Genomic DNA, 15,110 nt, shown 5'->3' on the forward strand with positions numbered 1-15,110 from the left:
CAAACCTTGTCGAAGGACGCAACACCGCACGATCCGGCGCGCGCCCGTCGTCGGGTCTCAGCGCCCGCCGAGCACCGCGATGTAGTCGGTGACCCAGCGGTAGTAGGGCACGCAGGCCTCCTGGCTGTCGCATTCGGCCAGCGGCGTGCGCCAGAACCAGATCTTGTCGAAGTCGTCCATGCCGTTGACCTTGCAGCCCTCCGGCCCGAGCAGTTCTGAGGTGCCGCAGGCGGCCGGCACCGCCGGCACCGAACCGAACCAGGCGGCGAGGTCGCCCTGCAGGTTCGACGACAGGCTGTGCTCGAGGAACTTGTAGGCGCAGTTCGGGTTCGGCGCCTCGGCGTGCAGCATCAGCGTGTCGGCCCAGCCGGTCGCGCCCTCGGCCGGGATGGTCGAGGCGATCGGCGCGCCGCCGGCCTGCAGGATGTTGACCTGGAACGGCCAGCTGCCGGAGGCGACCACGCCCTCGTTGGTGAAGTCGTCGATCTGCACGAAGGCGTCGTGCCAGTAGCGCAGCACCAGCTCGCGCTGCTGGCGCAGCAGGTCGAGCGCGGCCGCATACTGCGTCTCGTTCAGCTCATAGGGGTTGGTGATGCCCAGGTCGGGCTGGTTGTGCATCAGATAGAGCGCCGCGTCGGCGATGTGGATCGGGCCGTCGAAGGCCTCGACCCGGCCGACGTTGCTCTGGCCGTCGGGCAGCGTCGTCTCGGCGAAGACCACGCTCCAGCTCTGCGGCGGCTCCGGGAACACCTCGGTGTTGTAGGCCAGCACATTGGAGCCCCACTGGTAGGGCACGCCGTAGTGCACGCCGCCGACCGTGTGCCAGGGCGCGTCCTGCAGCCGCGGGTCGACCGTGCCCCAGCTCGGCACCAGCGCGATGTTGATCGGCTGCACCTGCTCGCCGTAGATCAGCCGCAGCGAGGCGTCGCCGGAGGCGGTGACCAGGTCGAAGCCGCCCTCGTTCATCAGCGCGACCATCTCGTCGGAGGTCGCCGCGGTCTGCACCTTGACCATGCAGCCGGTGTCGGCCTCGAAGCCGGTGACCCAGTCATAGGCCGGGTCGGTCTCGCCGCGCTCGATATAGCCCGGCCAGGCCACGATGCGGACCTCGCCCTCGCCGTCGCCGACCGCGCTCATCGCCTCGGTCAGCTGTGCCGTTGCCGGCGTCGCCAGCCCGCCCAGCGCCAGCGCCGCGGCCGCACCCGTCCATCGCAGTATCGCACTCATGCTCCCCGTCCCTTCCCCTGTTATTCGCCACCCCGCAACCGTCATTGCGCGCAATGCGGCGACGCGGCAATCCATACGCTCTCGGCGCGCGGGCGGGATCGTATGGATTGCCACGCCGCCTGTCGGCGGCTCGCAATGACGGAAGCGGCGTGACCCCTGCTGCCGACATTACGGCCATGCCCGGAACCGCGGAAGTCGGAATTCCGAGGGCTGCACATCGGAAATACCGATGGCGGACGGCGAGCTATCGGGTGCGCAGCGCTGCGTCCTCGCGCGCCATCTCGATGAAGCGGGCGGCCGGCGCCGGCATCGCCGAGCCGCGCCGCCAGGCGATGCCGATGTCCAGCGGCGGCATCGCCTCGTCCAGCCGGCGCGCCTCGATGCGGTCGCCCTCCAGCGACCACGGCCGGTAGGTGATGTCGGGCAGGATGGCGAGACCGGCGCCGGTGGCGACCAGGCTGCGCACCGCCTCGACCGACGAGGTGCGCAGCACGATGCGCGGGCTGCGGCCGGCGGTCGCCCAATGGGCGCGCACCTGCTCCGCGATCTCGTCCGCGGCCAGCGCCACCATCGGCTCCCCGGCCAGGTCGGCCAGCGACACGGCCGGCCGCGCGCACAGCGGATGCTCGGTCGGCAGCCACAGCCGGAAGCGCGAGCGCATCAGCGTCTCGTGCTCCAGCGCATAGGCCTCCTTCAGGTTGGAGACGATGACCAGGCCGGCATCGAGCTCGCCGTTGACCAGCAGGTGCTCGACATAGGGCCGCTCGTCCTCGGTGACGCGGACGTCGACATTGGGGAACAGCCGGCGATAGCGCGCCAGCACATGGGCCAGGAAGTAGCCCGAGACGATGCTGGTGACGCCGAGGTTGAGCAGGCCGGTCACCGTCTCCGGCCGCGCCGAGATCGCGCGCTCGGCATCGGCCACCGAGGCCAGGATGGCGTGAGCGTGGCGCAGGAACTGGTGGCCCTGGTAGGTGAGGTCGACGCCGCGGGCGTGGCGGCTGAACAGCGCCGCCCCGGTCCGCGCCTCGAGCTGCTGCAGCGATTCGGTCACCGCCGACTGCGAGACGCCCAGCTGCGCCGCGCCGCCGGTCAGGGAGCCGGCCTCGGCGACCGCCAGGAAATAGGTGACCTGCTTCAAGGTGAACTGCATCGCCACTCCGCCGCGCTCACGGGCCTGCCTTCGTATCACGAGACCGACGCCTTGAACCAAGCCGCCGGTCGCGGCGACCGAGCAATGTCGCGGCGGGCCGCCGGCGCGCGCCGATCGGGAAGGATCTGAGACCATGCGCACGATCGCGAAGCCGGGCGGCGTCGCCCTGGCCCTGTGTCTGGCCGCCGGCACCCCGGCCTGTGCCGAGCCGGCGGCGACGCCAGCCACCAGCGCGCCGCCGCTGCTGGCCCGGCTGCCGGCCGGCGACGTCGCCGCCGTCGAGGCCGGGATCGCGGCGGACCTTCGCGCCCGTCTCACCGCGATCCTCGGCGTCGAGACCCATCCCGGCGGGTTCGCGCTGCGCTGGGACAACGCCGTCTGCCACGAGGCGGCGCCGCTGTGGACCGAGCCGCCGCCGGTCGGCGTCTGCTTCGTGCTCGCCGTCGCCGTGAACGTCGGCGCGACCTATGCCGTGCTCGTGCCCGCCGAGGGACCGGCCGGCTTCGCGCTGCTCGAGCTCGTCATCGAGTAGGCCGAAGCGATGCCGCTTGGCGGCCGCCGTGCATGCCGGCTATGGTGCCCGCCCGTCGCCACCAGCCGGAGCCGCCCATGCCTACGCACCGCATCGCCGTCATCGCCGGGGACGGCATCGGGCCGGAAGTGATGCCGCACGGCCAGCGGGCCGTGGAAGCCGCCGCCGCCGCGGTCGGCGCCTCGGTGGCCTGGACCGCGTTCGACTGGAGCTGCGAGACCTACCGCCACACCGGGCGGATGATGCCGGCCGACGGCCTCGACCGGCTGGCCGACTTCGACGCGATCTACCTCGGCGCGGTCGGCTTTCCCGGCGTGCCCGATCACGTCTCGCTGTGGGGCCTGCTGATCCCGATCCGCCGCCGCTTCGACCAGTATGTCAACCTGCGCCCGGTGCGGCTGCTGCCCGGCGTCACCCCGCCGGTGCGCGACCGCGCGCCCGGCGACATCGACATGATGATCGTGCGCGAGAATGTCGAGGGCGAGTATTCGGAGATCGGCGGCCGGCTGTACGGCGGCACCGAGGCCGAGATGGCGGTGCAGGAGACCGTGTTCACCCGCCGCGGCGTCGACCGCATCCTCGACTACGCCTTCGGGCTGGCCGCATCGCGCCCGCGCCGGCACGTCACCTCGGCGACCAAGTCGAACGGCATCATCCACACCATGCCCTATTGGGACGAGCGCTTCGCCGCGGCCAAGGCGCGCCACCCCGGCATCGCCACCAGCCAGTACCACATCGACATCCTGACCGCGCATTTCGTCATGCACCCGGACTGGTTCGACGTGGTGGTCGCGTCCAACCTGTTCGGCGACATCCTGTCGGACCTGGGGCCCGGCGTCACCGGCACCATCGCCATCGCGCCGTCGGCCAACCTGAACCCCGAGCGGGCGCAGCCGTCGATGTTCGAGCCGGTGCACGGGTCGGCGCCCGACATCGCCGGCAAGGGCATCGCCAACCCGATCGGCATGATCTGGTCCGGCGCGATGATGCTGGCTCATCTCGGCCATCCCGAGGCCGAGCGGCTGATCGTCGGCGCGATCGAGCAGGTGCTCGGCCAGGGCGGGCCGCGCACCCCCGACATGGGCGGCAGGGCCGACACCGCGACGGTGGCCGACGCGATCCGCGCCGCAATCGGCTCAGCGTAAATTCGATAAAATTCGAAATACCTTTTGAATAATCCGAGGAAAACTGCGTCGATTATGAAATAATAGGACCGGTATTGCGTCGGTTTAACTTGAGATCGACCGCGGTTTTTCCTATTCTTGTCCGATCGATGGGTGCGGCCAGGATGGTCGGGCCCTGGCCCCGAACCAGCCCGCCGGGCAGAACCGATGCAGGACGCAGCGACCCGAACCGACCGCCTCGCCGATCCCGACGACGGGCCTGCTACGGCGCCGCTGGCCGCCGCGCGGGCCGGAGCATGGCTGGCGCGCGCGGTCGAGAGCCTGGGCGAGGGCTGGGCGCTGGCCGATGCCGGCGGCCGCCTCGAGGACATCGCCGGCGCCTTCTTCGCCATGCTGGATTCGCCGGCGCCGCATCGCAGGCCGGGCGCGCGGCTGCGCGACGTGGTCTGGGCGCTGCGCTCGGACGAGGTGCTGAGCTGGCCGCCGGACCAGGGCAACACCGGCTGGCGCTGGACGGCGCGGCGCCAGGACGGCCAGGCGGTGGCGCTGGAGGCGCGCCCGCTGGGCGGGGAGACCTGGGTGCTGCGCGCCAGGCTGGGCACCGATGCGCGGATGGAGCGGGCGCCGACGGCCGGCCTTTACCATGCGGCGACGCGGCTGCCGCAGCAGCCGCTGCTGATCGACCGCCTGCAGCAGGCGGTGGAACGCAGCCGGCGCACCGTCACCCACCGCTTCGCGCTGATCCTGATCGACCTGACCGCGACCGGCGAGGCGGCGGCGTTCGACGACGGCCAGCTGCGCACGATCGGCCACGAGCTGGTCGAGGCGGTGCGGCCCGCCGACACCGTCGCCCATCTCGACCCGCACACCCTGGCGGTGATCGTCGAGCCGCTGCGCGGCGACGATGCCGCGGTGCGGGTCGCGGTGGAATCGGTCACCGAGAACCTGCGCAGGGCCCTGGAGGACAGCGACACAGGCGCCGCCGCAGTGGCGCGCTTCGCGATCGCGATCGGCGATGGCGCCAGCCACCCGTCCGACCTGGTCGCCCTCGGCCGCCAGCAGCTGGCCGAGCCGACCGGCGCGCATGCGGCCAGTCCCTCGATCCAGCGCACCGCCGCCTCGATCGTCGGCGACGGCCCTTACGGCGCGAGCTTCGCCTTCGCGGTGGAGCACGACCTGCGCAACCGCCAGGCCTGCGGCCTTGCGGTGCAATGCGCCGAGCTGCCGAAGCCGCAGGCGCTGTTGGAGGCGCTGGCGACGCACCCGACCGCGGGCCGCTGGCCCGGCGGCTGGGTGCCCGACCTGATCGTCTCGCTCGACCAGCTGCCGCGTCTCGACGCGCTGCTGACGCTGAAACAGACGCAGACGAGCTGGCAGCCGTCCGGCCGGCTGATCGTCGAGCTGGACGAAGGCGCGGTGGCGCGCGACCCGGAGGCCGCGATCCAGCTGGTCGACGCCGCGGTCCATCGCGAGATCCGGGTCGGCGTGCACCGGTTCGGGTTGGGCGACAGCTCCGACGCGCTGATCTCGCACATGCCGCTGACCCGGCTGACCCTGCACGCCCGGCTGGTCGCCGAGGCGCGGCAGCGGGTGCAGGCCCGCGTGCGGCTTGCCGCGACCATCGCCTGGGCGCACGAGCGCCGGCTGCGCGTGGTCGCCGCCCGCAGCGACGGCGCCGATCCCGACCCGCAGCTGACCTCGATGCTGGCCAACTTGGGCTGCGACCTGCACCGCGGCGCCGCGGGCTGAGCCCGCGCCCTGGCGTCAGGCGTAGTTGATGCCGTCGCTGTCGGCGTCGTAGCGGTCCAGCCGCATGATCAGGTCGCCGGCGGCATTGTAGACATAGGTGTTGGTGCCGCTGAACACGTAGGACGCGCCGTCGATGATCGCATCGCCCTGCGCGGCGCTGTAGTCGCTGACCCGGTCGTAGAGCCCGTCGCTGCCGCCGTTGCCGAACAGGTCGGCGCCGGTGCCGCCGAGCATCACGTCGCGGCCGTCGCCGCCGATCAGCGTGTCGTTGCCGGCATAGCCGCGCAGCTGGTCGTTGCCGGCTTCGCCCTGCAGGATGTCGTGGCCTTCGTCGCCGCGCAGGTAGTCGTTGCCGCCGCCGCCGCGCAGGATGTCGTTGCCGGCGCCGCCATAGAGCCGGTCGTTGTCGGCGCCGCCCATCAGCAGGTCGTTGCCGTCGTGGCCGACCAGGTAGTCGCGGCCGGCGCCGCCATCGATGGTGTCGTTGCCGTCGCGGCCCTTGGCGGTGTCGTTGCCGCCGAGGGCGAAATAGATGTCGTCGTCCAGCGCGCCGTACCAGATGTCCTTGGCCTCGCTGCCGAACACCGTGCCGCCGCCGCCGCCGGCCGGATCGGGATCGGCGTAGTCCAGCTTGACGTTGCTGCCGTTGATGCTGACCTGCCGGGTCTCGCTTTCCAGCCCCGGCGCGGAGAAGGTGACGGTGTAGCTGCCGTTGGCCAGCGCGATCTGATAGCCGCCGGCGGCCTGGGTGGTGGTCTGCAGGTGCTGGCCGCCGCTGCCGACGATGTCGACGGTCACGCCGCCCAGCCCCTCGCCGGCGTCGTAGAGGATGTCGCCGTCCTTGTCGTCGAAGGCGACGCCGGTCAGGAACACCGCGGTGCCGGACTTGGCGAAATTCTCGGTGACCATCGCGGCGTTCCAGCCGGAGAACTCGCCGACCTCCACCCCGACGCCGATCTCGCGATAGGTCGTGTTGAGGATGTTGGCGCGATGGCCCGCGCTGTTCATCAGCGAATCGTGCAGGTTGGCGACGTCGTCGGCATAGCCGGCGGCGCCGCGCGTGCTCTGCCAGGCGATGTTCTCGCCCCACGCCCACGAGCCGGAGAAGACATAGCCAGCCGCCTGCATGCGCTGGCCCGCGCTCGATCCGCCCTGCCCGGTGTGCGAGAAGGTGTCGGTCGCCAGCATCCAGACCGTATGGTCCTCGGCCGCATCGTTCAGGTTGCCGTTGAAGGCCAGGGGCTGGGCGCCGACCGCCGCGCGCTCGGCGTTGATCAGCTCCAGCATGTATTGTTCCAGCGCGCTTGCATCGGACATCTGGTTTCCCCCCGCCGGCGGTCGCGATGCCGCCGGCCCTGTTCGCGGATTGGCCTCGAAGCGGCCGGCATCCGACCCGGGTCGGCGACGCCGGCTCGGGTCGGTTACTTGCCGCGACCCGGGAACTTATGGACGAACTCGCCAGGCCGACACTGAATTTTCAGTCAATATTTCCATCTTGCGATAATGGACACGCCTTCACATGACAGTTTCTTCGTTAATCTCGGTTTATTTCTTGACGTAGGCCGCTGCCTTTTGCGGGGGGCGCCGCGCGGCGGGCTTTACGGCGCATGGCGCTGGTGTAATCTCCGCGCTCGACCGGGGCCCGTCGGCGGGCCTGCAATGGGGGACACCGGAATGAAGACCGCGATCGCCTTGACCGCCTGCGCCCTTGCGGCCGGCTGCGTGAACTCGGCGCCGCCGGCGGAAGAGACCGTCGCCGCAACCGCCGCGACGCCGCATGCCGCGGCACAGGCGTTCTATGACGCCGTGGCCGCGCTGCCGGTCGGCGGCGTGCCCGACGAAGCCGGCCGCGCGACGCTGGCGCCGCTGGTCTCGCCCGCGCTGGGTGAGGCGCTGGACGCGGCGGCCGCGGCCGAGGCGGCGCACAGCGCGGCCACCGCCGGGGCGGAGCCGCCGCTGGCGGAGGGCGACCTGTTCTCGTCGCTGTACGAGGGTCCGACCGGCTACACGGTCGGCGATTGCGTCGCGGCCGGCATCGGCGCCACCTGCCCGGTGGCGCTTGTCCGCGACGATTCGGCCGGCACCACCGCGTGGACCGACACCGCGGTGGTGGTGGAATCCGGCGAGGGCTGGAGGCTGGCCGACATCGTCTATGGCGGCGACTGGGACTTCGCCGCCCAGGGCCGGCTTACCGACGCGCTGGCCGGGATCGCCGCCGCCGCGCAGCCGTGAGCGGCGCGCGGCCTCAGCCGGCCGCTGCCCACACCTGGCCCAGCTCGCCCTCGACCCAGGCGACCAGACGGCGCGCATCCATCGCGCCGGAGACGCGGGCGGCCTCGCCGCCGCCGGCGAACAGCATCATCGTCGGGATGCCGCGGATGCCGAGCCCCTGTGCCACCTCCGGCGCGGTCTCGGTGTTCAGCTTCAGCAGCCGCACCCGCGGCTCCAGCGTCGCGGCCGCCTTCTCGAACTCCGGCGCCATCGCCCGGCACGGCCCGCACCAGGGCGCCCAGAAATCGACCAGCACCGGGATGTCGTTCTTCTTCACATGGCGCATGAAGCGCGCCGCGTCGACCTCGGCCGGCGCGCCCTCGAACAGGCGTCCGCCGCACTCGCCGCACTTCGCCGCCTCACCCAGCCGCGCCCGCGGCAGCCGGTTCACCGCATCGCAGTGCGGGCAGACCACATGCATCTTGCCGTCCGTCGCCATCGCCTCGTCCCGACCGGTTGCATCTCCATCCGAGATGGTGTCTGGCCGCCCGAAACCCAACTGCGACGCTTCGCGCTGGCGCCGCGCGCCGCGATTGCGTATCAGGGCGGCCTTGCCACCCGCCGCAGCGGACCCCGCACGATGACGATCAGCTTCGACGACTTCCTCAAGGTCGACATCCGCGTCGGCACCATCCTGGAGGCGTGCCCGTTCCCGGAAGCGCGGCGGCCGGCCTACAAGCTGCGCATCGACTTCGGGCCGGCGATCGGCGAGCGCAAGACCTCGGCCCAGATCACCCGGCACTACACGCCGGAGGCGCTGGTCGGCCGCCAGGTGGCGGCGGTGGTCAATTTCCCGCCGAAACAGATCGGCAAGTTCATGTCCGAGGTGCTGGTGCTGGGCATGCCCGACGCCGACGGCGAGGTGGTGCTGATCGGGGTCGACCATCCGGTGCCCAACGGCGGCCGGCTGTACTGACGGTGCCGCCACGGCCCTGGTCGGGTGCCCGCGCACCCGCCATGCCCAACGCTCGCGGCCGCAGGCCGGCGACCGCGGCGGCCTGACCCTGCCGGTCGAAGACGCCGACATCCGGGCGCCCTCGCGCGGCAGTGCCGGCGCCGGAGACGGTCCGCCCTAGATTCGACGCGATTCTGTGGCTTCTGACGCGCCCCCCCCAGATGGAGTACACCATGCGTCCCCAGACGTTCTTCGCCGCCCTTGTCCCGCTGTTCCTCGTCGGCGCCGCCGCGATTGCCGGCCCGGTCGAGGAATGCAGCGTGCAATCCGGCAGCCAGGTCGAGATCGGCAATTGCCTGGTGCCGGTGGCGGAAGCCGCCGACCTGGTCATGGCCCAGGCGCTGGAATTCGCCACCGCCGACGCGCGCGAGACCGACGCGGCGACCGGCCGCGCCGTGGCCGTGCCGGCGCTGGAAGCGGCCCAGCAGGCCTGGCTGGCCTTCCGCGACCAGCATTGCGACTATGTCGGCGCCACCTTCGGCGGCGGCAGCGGCACCGGGATCGCGATCCAGGGCTGCCGCATCGAGATGGCGCGCGCCCGGGCCGACGCGCTGATGCGCTTCGTACACTAGCACCGGCCCCGGCCGGGCAGCCCCGCAGGATCGGGGATCGGCCGAACCGGAAAGGCCGCCGCGGCGGCGGGCGCCGGGTCAGCAGCTGCCCGGGTCGTCCGCCGCCCGCTGCTGCAGGCTCTGCACGTCATATTCGTCGTCGGGCATGAACGCGGCGCATTCGTGGAAATCCGGGTCGGCGACGATGCAGCCCGGACCGCACAGCAACACCGAGACGCCCTCGTCATAGACGTTGAGCCACAGCCGGCCGCCGGGGGTGGCGATGTAGCCGTCGACGCCCTCGGCGATGTCGCCGAGCAGGTCGTCGACCGACGGCACCTCGATGTCGGCGTCGAGGGTGTAGGCGCCATGGGTGTGCCACGACGCCAGCAGCTCGCTCCAGTCGGCCGGCGGGTCGGCCGGCAGGCAGCCGTCGCGCTCGCCGCGGGTCGGCGGGGTCGCCGCGATCTGCTGGTCGGCATCGAGGCCGTAGTAGCCGCAGAACTCCACGTCGGCGTCGAACGACATCGGCTGGATGCCGCTCAGATGCGCGGCCGCGAACGCGTCCAACTCCTCATAGAGATCGTCGTCGTCCTGCGCCGCCGCCGACGTCGCCGCCAGCAACGCCGAAACCCAGACCGCACAAAGCCGCCGCATCCTCGCCCCCAAGTTACCTGCCATGGCATCGACGTGCCGCGGCGAGCCTAGCACAGCCGCAGGCCGGCCGGGATCAGTTCATGTACCAGCCGTGGCTGACCACGATCGACTGGCCGGTCAGCGCATTGGTCGGGAAGGCGGCCAGCATGTGGGCCAGCTCGGCGACGTCCTCGATGGTGGTGAATTCGGTGTCGACCGTCTGGCCGAGCATCACCTTCTTCACCACCTCCGCCTCGGAGATGCCGAGCGCCTTGGCCTGCTCCGGGATCTGCTTTTCCACCAGCGGCGTCTTGACGAAGCCGGGGCAGATCACGTTGGCGCGGATGCCGTGCGCCCCGCCTTCCTTGGCCACCACGCGCGCCAGCCCGAGCAGGCCGTGCTTGGCGGTGACATAGGCCGACTTCAGCGGCGACGCCTCCTTCGAATGGACCGAGCCCATGTAGACGATGGCGCCACCGCCGCGCCGCTGCATGTGCGGGATGCAGGCCTTGGTGGTGAGGAAGGCGCCATCCAGGTGGATCGCCAGCATCTTCTTCCAGTCGGCGAAGGGGAAGTCTTCGACCCGGTGCACGATCTGGATGCCGGCGTTGGAGACCAGCACGTCGACCCCGCCCCAGCGCGCCGCAACCGCCGCCACGCCGGCGGCGACCTGTTCCTCGCTGGTCACGTCCATCGCCACCGCCATCGCCTCGCCCGGGCCCGTGGCGGTCAGCGCGGCGGCCACGGTCTCGGCCGCCTCCAGCTTCAGGTCGGCGATCGCCACCTTGGCGCCGGACGCGACATAGCGCCGGGCAATCCCCTCGCCGATACCGCCGGCCGCGCCGGTGACCAGGCAAACCCTGTCCTTCAGGTTCATAGGACTGTCCCTTCATGTGGTTCGAAGCGGGGCCGTTGCGGAAACCGCCGGGACCGGCGAACCGTTCCGCTGCCGCCGCGCAACGGCGTGCCACAGTTCCGCATCCGCCGCCAGCCGGTCGTCGCATCCGCCGGACCGCCATAGACGGGTGCTATCGAAGCGACAGTCACTCGGCATTTCAGCGGCGCCCCGGCGATCCGCATCTTTGCGCTACCGGCGACGCTTTGGCTGCGCCGGGCAACATCCAGAGCCGGAGATGCACGATGCCGAACACACGCTCGACCCTCCAGGGCCGCACGGTCGTGGCCGCCCTGCTTGCCGCCGCGGCCGCGTTGGCGATGGCAACGCCGGCGCAGGCCGGCTCCTGCCCGGCCGACCAGGTGCTGTCGGAGCCGCGCGACATCGAGGTCAGGCCCGAGGAGGGCATCCAGCGCGAGATCCTGTCGACGGTCGACCTGACCGGCTGGCGCGACATGGGCAACTTCATGCTGCGCACCCGCCGGCTGACCATTGCGCCGCACGGGATCGTGCCGACGCACCGGCACGACGACCGCCCGTCGATCGTCTACGTGCTCAACGGCCGGCTGATCGAGCACAACGCGCTCTGCGCCGTCCCGATCACGCACGAGGCCGGCGAGTGGAGCCCCGAGTTCGGCCCCGGCCATCGGCACTGGTGGGAGAATCCGACAGACGAAGCCGTGGTCGTGCTGTCGTCGGACGTCGTGCCGTTCGAGATGATGAACGACGACCACATGTGAGCCGGGCGCGACCCGGGCGAGGGAGGAACGCAGATGAGGGACGGCCACACCCATGCGCCGGTCGGCGCCGGCACGCACGGCCACGTCGACAATGCGCAGACGCTCGACACGCTGCTCGACATGGCGCGGCGCAACATCGACGCGCTGACCGCCGTCAGCCGGCTCGCCATCGACTGCGCGACCCGCTGCGGCCAGCTGCAGACGCGGACCTGGACGGCGCTGGCCGGCCAGGCCGGCGCGACGGCCTCCGGCGCCACGGCGCCGGCGGAGGCGGTGACCGCGTCGCTGAGCCACCTGCGCGACCTGTCGGCGATCGTCGTCGACACCAACCGCGAGGCCCTGGCGCTGATCCATCGCCAGTCCGAAGCCTGCCTGGAGGAGATCGACCGCGCCGCGCGGCGCTGCGCCGACGCCTTCACGGCATTCGACCCCCGCATCCTGCCGCCGCCGGCGGGCGCCCCGAAGGCGCGATGACCGGCCGGCGGCCAGCAGAGGAGTGATACCCGATGCAACAGCAAGCCACCCTGACGATGGCGGACCGGCCCGCCCTGTTCCCGCCGGCCATCCGGGCGACGGCGCTGGCCTCGCTTCTGGCCGGCGTCGCCGCCGATGCCACCTGGGAGATCTGGGCCCGGCTGCTCACGCCGCTGTGGATCGGCGGGCCGCTGCAGCCGGCCGCGCTGGTGCAGTCGGTGTTCGGCTTCAGCAACGGCTTCCTGGCCGAGCTGATCCATATCGTGGTCGGCGTCGTGTTCTACCCGCTGGGCTATCTCTACGCCGCCCGGCCGCTCGCCCGGCTGGTCGCGCCGTTCCTGCCCTGGTGGGTGGTCGGCGCCGGCTTCGGCGTCGGGCTGTGGGTGTTCGCGCTCTACGTGATGGCGCACATCTTCGCCGGCCTGCCGCCGTTCCTCGGCTTCGTCAACCTGGCCTACGCCTCGCTGATCGGCCACGTGCTGTTCGGCATCGTCACCGCCGCGGTGATCCGCTGGCGCGAGGCCTGAGCGCCGCGGCGATCTTTGCCAATCCGGCAGCCGGCCGCATAATCGCGCGCCGGCGGCCGGCGCCGGCGGGCGGGGACGGACCGATGCGTCAGGTTCTGGTGATCGAGGACAGCCGCGATATCGCCGAGCTGCTTTCGCTGCACCTGGGCGACATGGGTTGCAGCGCCGACTGGGCGGCGGACGGACCGGCCGGCCTCGAACTGGCGGCCCGCCGCCGCTACGACCTGATCATCCTCGACATCATGCTGCCGCGGCTCGACGGACTGGAGGTATGCCGGCGGATTCGCGCAGGGCCCGGCTACACGCCGGTGCTGATGCTCACCGCGCGCTCGACCGAGCTCGACCGGGTGCTCGGCCTGGAACTCGGCGCCGACGACTACATCACCAAGCCGTTCAGCATCCGCGAGCTGATCGCGCGGGTGAAGGCGATCTTCCGACGGGTCGATGCCATGGCGGCACCCCGGGATGCGGCGCCGCGGCCGCGGCTGTGCATTCGCGATATCGCGATCGACCTCGACGGCCGTGCGGTCTCGGTCGCCGGCAGCCAGGTCGAGCTGACCGCCAAGGAATTCGACCTGCTGGCCGAATTCGCCACCAACCCCGGCGTCGTCTTCACCCGCGCGGAGCTGTTGGACCGGGTGTGGCACACCGGCCATCTCGGTTACGAGCACACCGTGAACTCGCATATCAACCGGCTGCGGGCGAAGATCGAGCGCGACCCGCGCCAGCCGACCTACATCCTTACCGTCTGGGGTGTGGGCTACAAGTTTGCGGCCGAAGCGGAGCCATGATCCGGCCGTTGCGCAGCCTGGTCGGCAAGCTGATGCTCACCATGGCGGTTCTGCTCGCGCTCAACGGCGCGGCGTTCGCCGTGCTCGCGCTGCTGTTCGCCCGCCATCACCTGCAGACGGTGGAGCAGAGCGTGGAGGGCGGGCTTGCCGCCCGCATCCTGGCCGAGGGTTGGCTGCCGCCCGCCGGCGACGGCAACGCGCCGGTCGAGATGGCCTTCGACCGACTGATGAGCGTCAATGCCGCGATCGAGATCTACCGGCTGGACGCCGCGGGCCGCATCCTCGCGTTTTCGGCGCCGGCCGGCCGCGTGGTGCGCGACCGGGTCGACCTGGCCCCGATCGCGGCCTTTCTCGACGGCAGCCAAGCCTATCCGATCCTCGGCGACGACCCGCGCAGCGCGGACGGGCGCAAGGTGTTCTCCGCCGCCGCCATTGCCGGGCCTGCCGGACCGGACGGCTATCTCTACGTCGTGCTCGGCGGCGAGGCCTACCAGTCGATCGCGCGCATGCTGGAGGACGACTACGTGCTGCAGCTGACCGTGGCGATGACCGCGGCAGCGGCGGCGCTGACGCTGCTGATGGGCGCGGTCGCCTTCCTGCTGATCACCAGGCGGTTCCGCCGGCTCTCCGCCGAAATGCGCCGCTTCGGCGACGATCGCTTCCGCCGGGCGCCCGCTTCCGCCCGCGCACCGGCCGCCGCCCGCCGCGACGAGATCGACGCGCTGGCGGAGACGTTCCGCGAGATGGCCGACATGATCAGCGCCCAGATCGCCATGCTGGAGCGCGCCGACGAGGCGCGCCGGACCATGGTGGCCAACATCTCGCACGACCTGCGCACCCCGCTCGCCACCCTGCGCGGCTTTCTGGAGACGCTGATGATCAAGGGTACCGCCCTCGACCCGGCCACCCGGCAGCGCTACCTGGCACTGGCCTCGGACTATGCCGTCCGTCTGACCGACCGGATCGGCGAACTGTTCGAGCTGTCCAGCCTTGAAGCGCCGTCGCCGCGGCTCGCCATGCAGCCCTTCTCCATTGCCGAGCTGGCCCAGGACATGGCCGGAAAGCTCGCCGATACCGCCGGCCGGCGCGGCATCAGGTTCACTGCCGACATCGCCCGCGATACGCCCTTCGTGGTCGGCGACATCGGCCTGATCGAGCGAGTCTTCGAAAAGCTGATCGAGAACGCCTTCCGCTTCACGCCGGCCGGCGGCCGGGTGACGGTGACGGTCGCCCATGCCGGCGACAGCGTGTACGCCCAGGTCGAGGACAGCGGGCCGGGCATCGCCGCCGCGGACCTGCCGCACATCTTCGACCGCCACTACCAGGGCGATCCGGGCCGGGGCGCGCTCGGCGAGGGCGCGGGCCTCGGCCTGGCGATCGCCAAGCGGATCGTCGCGCTGCACCGCGGGCGCATCGGCGCGCTCGATCGTACCGGCGGCGCAACGGTGTACTTCGAGCTGCCGGCGGCGCCCATGGCCTGAACCG

17 protein-coding genes are annotated in these 15,110 nt (G+C 71.5%); 11 read left to right on the forward strand and 6 right to left on the reverse strand.

All coding sequences use genetic code 11. The features are described from left to right. Positions 1-57 precede the first annotated feature (57 nt). Together R3F55_08995 and R3F55_09000 are read right to left on the reverse strand one after the other, a co-directional pair. Entirely contained in the window at positions 58-1,227 is a 1,170-nt protein-coding gene (locus R3F55_08995) for an ABC transporter substrate-binding protein (protein ID MEZ5667551.1), read from the reverse strand. 244 nt (positions 1,228-1,471) lie between these two features. After that, positions 1,472-2,380: a LysR family transcriptional regulator gene (locus tag R3F55_09000; GenBank protein ID MEZ5667552.1), complete on the reverse strand. Its 909-nt coding sequence runs from the start codon at positions 2,378-2,380 to the stop codon at positions 1,472-1,474. A gap of 133 nt (positions 2,381-2,513) precedes the next feature. Between R3F55_09000 and R3F55_09005 the strand changes: the two genes are divergently transcribed. From R3F55_09005 to R3F55_09015, 3 genes are all read left to right on the forward strand, one after another. Continuing rightward, positions 2,514-2,912: a hypothetical protein gene (locus R3F55_09005; protein ID MEZ5667553.1), complete on the forward strand. Its 399-nt coding sequence runs from the start codon at positions 2,514-2,516 to the stop codon at positions 2,910-2,912. A 77-nt stretch (positions 2,913-2,989) separates the two neighbouring features. Continuing rightward, complete coding sequence (locus tag R3F55_09010; GenBank protein ID MEZ5667554.1) at positions 2,990-4,057, forward strand: tartrate dehydrogenase; 1,068 nt, start codon at positions 2,990-2,992, stop codon at positions 4,055-4,057. Between the two features lie 186 nt (positions 4,058-4,243). Further along, positions 4,244-5,785, forward strand: coding sequence for an EAL domain-containing protein (locus tag R3F55_09015; GenBank protein MEZ5667555.1), 1,542 nt, complete (start codon positions 4,244-4,246; stop codon positions 5,783-5,785). 15 nt (positions 5,786-5,800) lie between these two features. Here the strand turns inward: R3F55_09015 and R3F55_09020 are convergent, their stop codons facing one another. Further along, complete coding sequence (locus R3F55_09020) at positions 5,801-7,102, reverse strand: CAP domain-containing protein (GenBank protein MEZ5667556.1); 1,302 nt, start codon at positions 7,100-7,102, stop codon at positions 5,801-5,803. Between the two features lie 357 nt (positions 7,103-7,459). Between R3F55_09020 and R3F55_09025 the strand changes: the two genes are divergently transcribed. Next, a complete protein-coding gene (locus tag R3F55_09025) occupies positions 7,460-8,017 on the forward strand; it encodes a hypothetical protein (protein ID MEZ5667557.1) in 558 nt (185 codons plus the stop codon). Between the two features lie 13 nt (positions 8,018-8,030). Here R3F55_09025 and trxC read toward each other — a convergent pair whose 3' ends face one another. Then, positions 8,031-8,495 (reverse strand): thioredoxin TrxC, encoded by a 465-nt coding sequence (gene trxC / locus R3F55_09030; protein MEZ5667558.1) that lies wholly within the window; start codon positions 8,493-8,495, stop codon positions 8,031-8,033. A gap of 141 nt (positions 8,496-8,636) precedes the next feature. Between trxC and R3F55_09035 the strand changes: the two genes are divergently transcribed. Together R3F55_09035 and R3F55_09040 are read left to right on the forward strand one after the other, a co-directional pair. Continuing rightward, complete coding sequence (locus R3F55_09035; protein ID MEZ5667559.1) at positions 8,637-8,972, forward strand: tRNA-binding protein; 336 nt, start codon at positions 8,637-8,639, stop codon at positions 8,970-8,972. Positions 8,973-9,184: 212 nt separating this feature from the next. Further along, positions 9,185-9,583 (forward strand): lysozyme inhibitor LprI family protein, encoded by a 399-nt coding sequence (locus R3F55_09040; GenBank protein ID MEZ5667560.1) that lies wholly within the window; start codon positions 9,185-9,187, stop codon positions 9,581-9,583. Positions 9,584-9,661: 78 nt separating this feature from the next. Here the strand turns inward: R3F55_09040 and R3F55_09045 are convergent, their stop codons facing one another. Then, a complete protein-coding gene (locus R3F55_09045) occupies positions 9,662-10,219 on the reverse strand; it encodes a DUF4329 domain-containing protein (protein ID MEZ5667561.1) in 558 nt (185 codons plus the stop codon). A 73-nt stretch (positions 10,220-10,292) separates the two neighbouring features. Then, positions 10,293-11,075, reverse strand: a complete 783-nt coding sequence (locus tag R3F55_09050) for a 3-hydroxybutyrate dehydrogenase (GenBank protein MEZ5667562.1) — start codon at positions 11,073-11,075, stop codon at positions 10,293-10,295. Between the two features lie 263 nt (positions 11,076-11,338). On the opposite strand from R3F55_09050, the gene R3F55_09055 reads away from it, so the two are divergent. From R3F55_09055 to R3F55_09075, 5 genes are all read left to right on the forward strand, one after another. Further along, a complete protein-coding gene (locus R3F55_09055; protein ID MEZ5667563.1) occupies positions 11,339-11,833 on the forward strand; it encodes a cupin in 495 nt (164 codons plus the stop codon). 33 nt (positions 11,834-11,866) lie between these two features. Next, a complete protein-coding gene (locus tag R3F55_09060; protein ID MEZ5667564.1) occupies positions 11,867-12,307 on the forward strand; it encodes a hypothetical protein in 441 nt (146 codons plus the stop codon). Positions 12,308-12,363: 56 nt separating this feature from the next. Continuing rightward, entirely contained in the window at positions 12,364-12,834 is a 471-nt protein-coding gene (locus R3F55_09065) for a hypothetical protein (GenBank protein ID MEZ5667565.1), read from the forward strand. 83 nt (positions 12,835-12,917) lie between these two features. Beyond that, a complete protein-coding gene (locus R3F55_09070) occupies positions 12,918-13,625 on the forward strand; it encodes a response regulator transcription factor (protein ID MEZ5667566.1) in 708 nt (235 codons plus the stop codon). Beyond that, a complete protein-coding gene (locus tag R3F55_09075) occupies positions 13,622-15,106 on the forward strand; it encodes a HAMP domain-containing sensor histidine kinase (protein MEZ5667567.1) in 1,485 nt (494 codons plus the stop codon). Before R3F55_09070 ends, R3F55_09075 begins: the two co-directional genes overlap by 4 nt. The last annotated feature ends 4 nt before the right edge of the window (positions 15,107-15,110 follow it).

The organism is Alphaproteobacteria bacterium (assembly GCA_041396705.1).
Taxonomy (GTDB): domain Bacteria; phylum Pseudomonadota; class Alphaproteobacteria; order CALKHQ01; family CALKHQ01; genus CALKHQ01.

Excerpts from the sequence above, each read along its gene's own strand:
- R3F55_08995 (MEZ5667551.1), bottom strand. The coding sequence starts at position 1,227 with ATGAGTGCGATACTGCGATGGACGGGTGCGGCCGCGGCGCTGGCGCTG.
- R3F55_09000 (MEZ5667552.1), bottom strand. The coding sequence starts at position 2,380 with ATGCAGTTCACCTTGAAGCAGGTCACCTATTTCCTGGCGGTCGCCGAG.
- R3F55_09005 (MEZ5667553.1), top strand. The coding sequence starts at position 2,514 with ATGCGCACGATCGCGAAGCCGGGCGGCGTCGCCCTGGCCCTGTGTCTG.
- R3F55_09010 (MEZ5667554.1), top strand. The coding sequence starts at position 2,990 with ATGCCTACGCACCGCATCGCCGTCATCGCCGGGGACGGCATCGGGCCG.
- R3F55_09015 (MEZ5667555.1), top strand. The coding sequence starts at position 4,244 with ATGCAGGACGCAGCGACCCGAACCGACCGCCTCGCCGATCCCGACGAC.
- R3F55_09020 (MEZ5667556.1), bottom strand. The coding sequence starts at position 7,102 with ATGTCCGATGCAAGCGCGCTGGAACAATACATGCTGGAGCTGATCAAC.
- R3F55_09025 (MEZ5667557.1), top strand. The coding sequence starts at position 7,460 with ATGAAGACCGCGATCGCCTTGACCGCCTGCGCCCTTGCGGCCGGCTGC.
- trxC (MEZ5667558.1), bottom strand. The coding sequence starts at position 8,495 with ATGGCGACGGACGGCAAGATGCATGTGGTCTGCCCGCACTGCGATGCG.
- R3F55_09035 (MEZ5667559.1), top strand. The coding sequence starts at position 8,637 with ATGACGATCAGCTTCGACGACTTCCTCAAGGTCGACATCCGCGTCGGC.
- R3F55_09040 (MEZ5667560.1), top strand. The coding sequence starts at position 9,185 with ATGCGTCCCCAGACGTTCTTCGCCGCCCTTGTCCCGCTGTTCCTCGTC.
- R3F55_09045 (MEZ5667561.1), bottom strand. The coding sequence starts at position 10,219 with ATGCGGCGGCTTTGTGCGGTCTGGGTTTCGGCGTTGCTGGCGGCGACG.
- R3F55_09050 (MEZ5667562.1), bottom strand. The coding sequence starts at position 11,075 with ATGAACCTGAAGGACAGGGTTTGCCTGGTCACCGGCGCGGCCGGCGGT.
- R3F55_09055 (MEZ5667563.1), top strand. The coding sequence starts at position 11,339 with ATGCCGAACACACGCTCGACCCTCCAGGGCCGCACGGTCGTGGCCGCC.
- R3F55_09060 (MEZ5667564.1), top strand. The coding sequence starts at position 11,867 with ATGAGGGACGGCCACACCCATGCGCCGGTCGGCGCCGGCACGCACGGC.
- R3F55_09065 (MEZ5667565.1), top strand. The coding sequence starts at position 12,364 with ATGGCGGACCGGCCCGCCCTGTTCCCGCCGGCCATCCGGGCGACGGCG.
- R3F55_09070 (MEZ5667566.1), top strand. The coding sequence starts at position 12,918 with ATGCGTCAGGTTCTGGTGATCGAGGACAGCCGCGATATCGCCGAGCTG.
- R3F55_09075 (MEZ5667567.1), top strand. The coding sequence starts at position 13,622 with ATGATCCGGCCGTTGCGCAGCCTGGTCGGCAAGCTGATGCTCACCATG.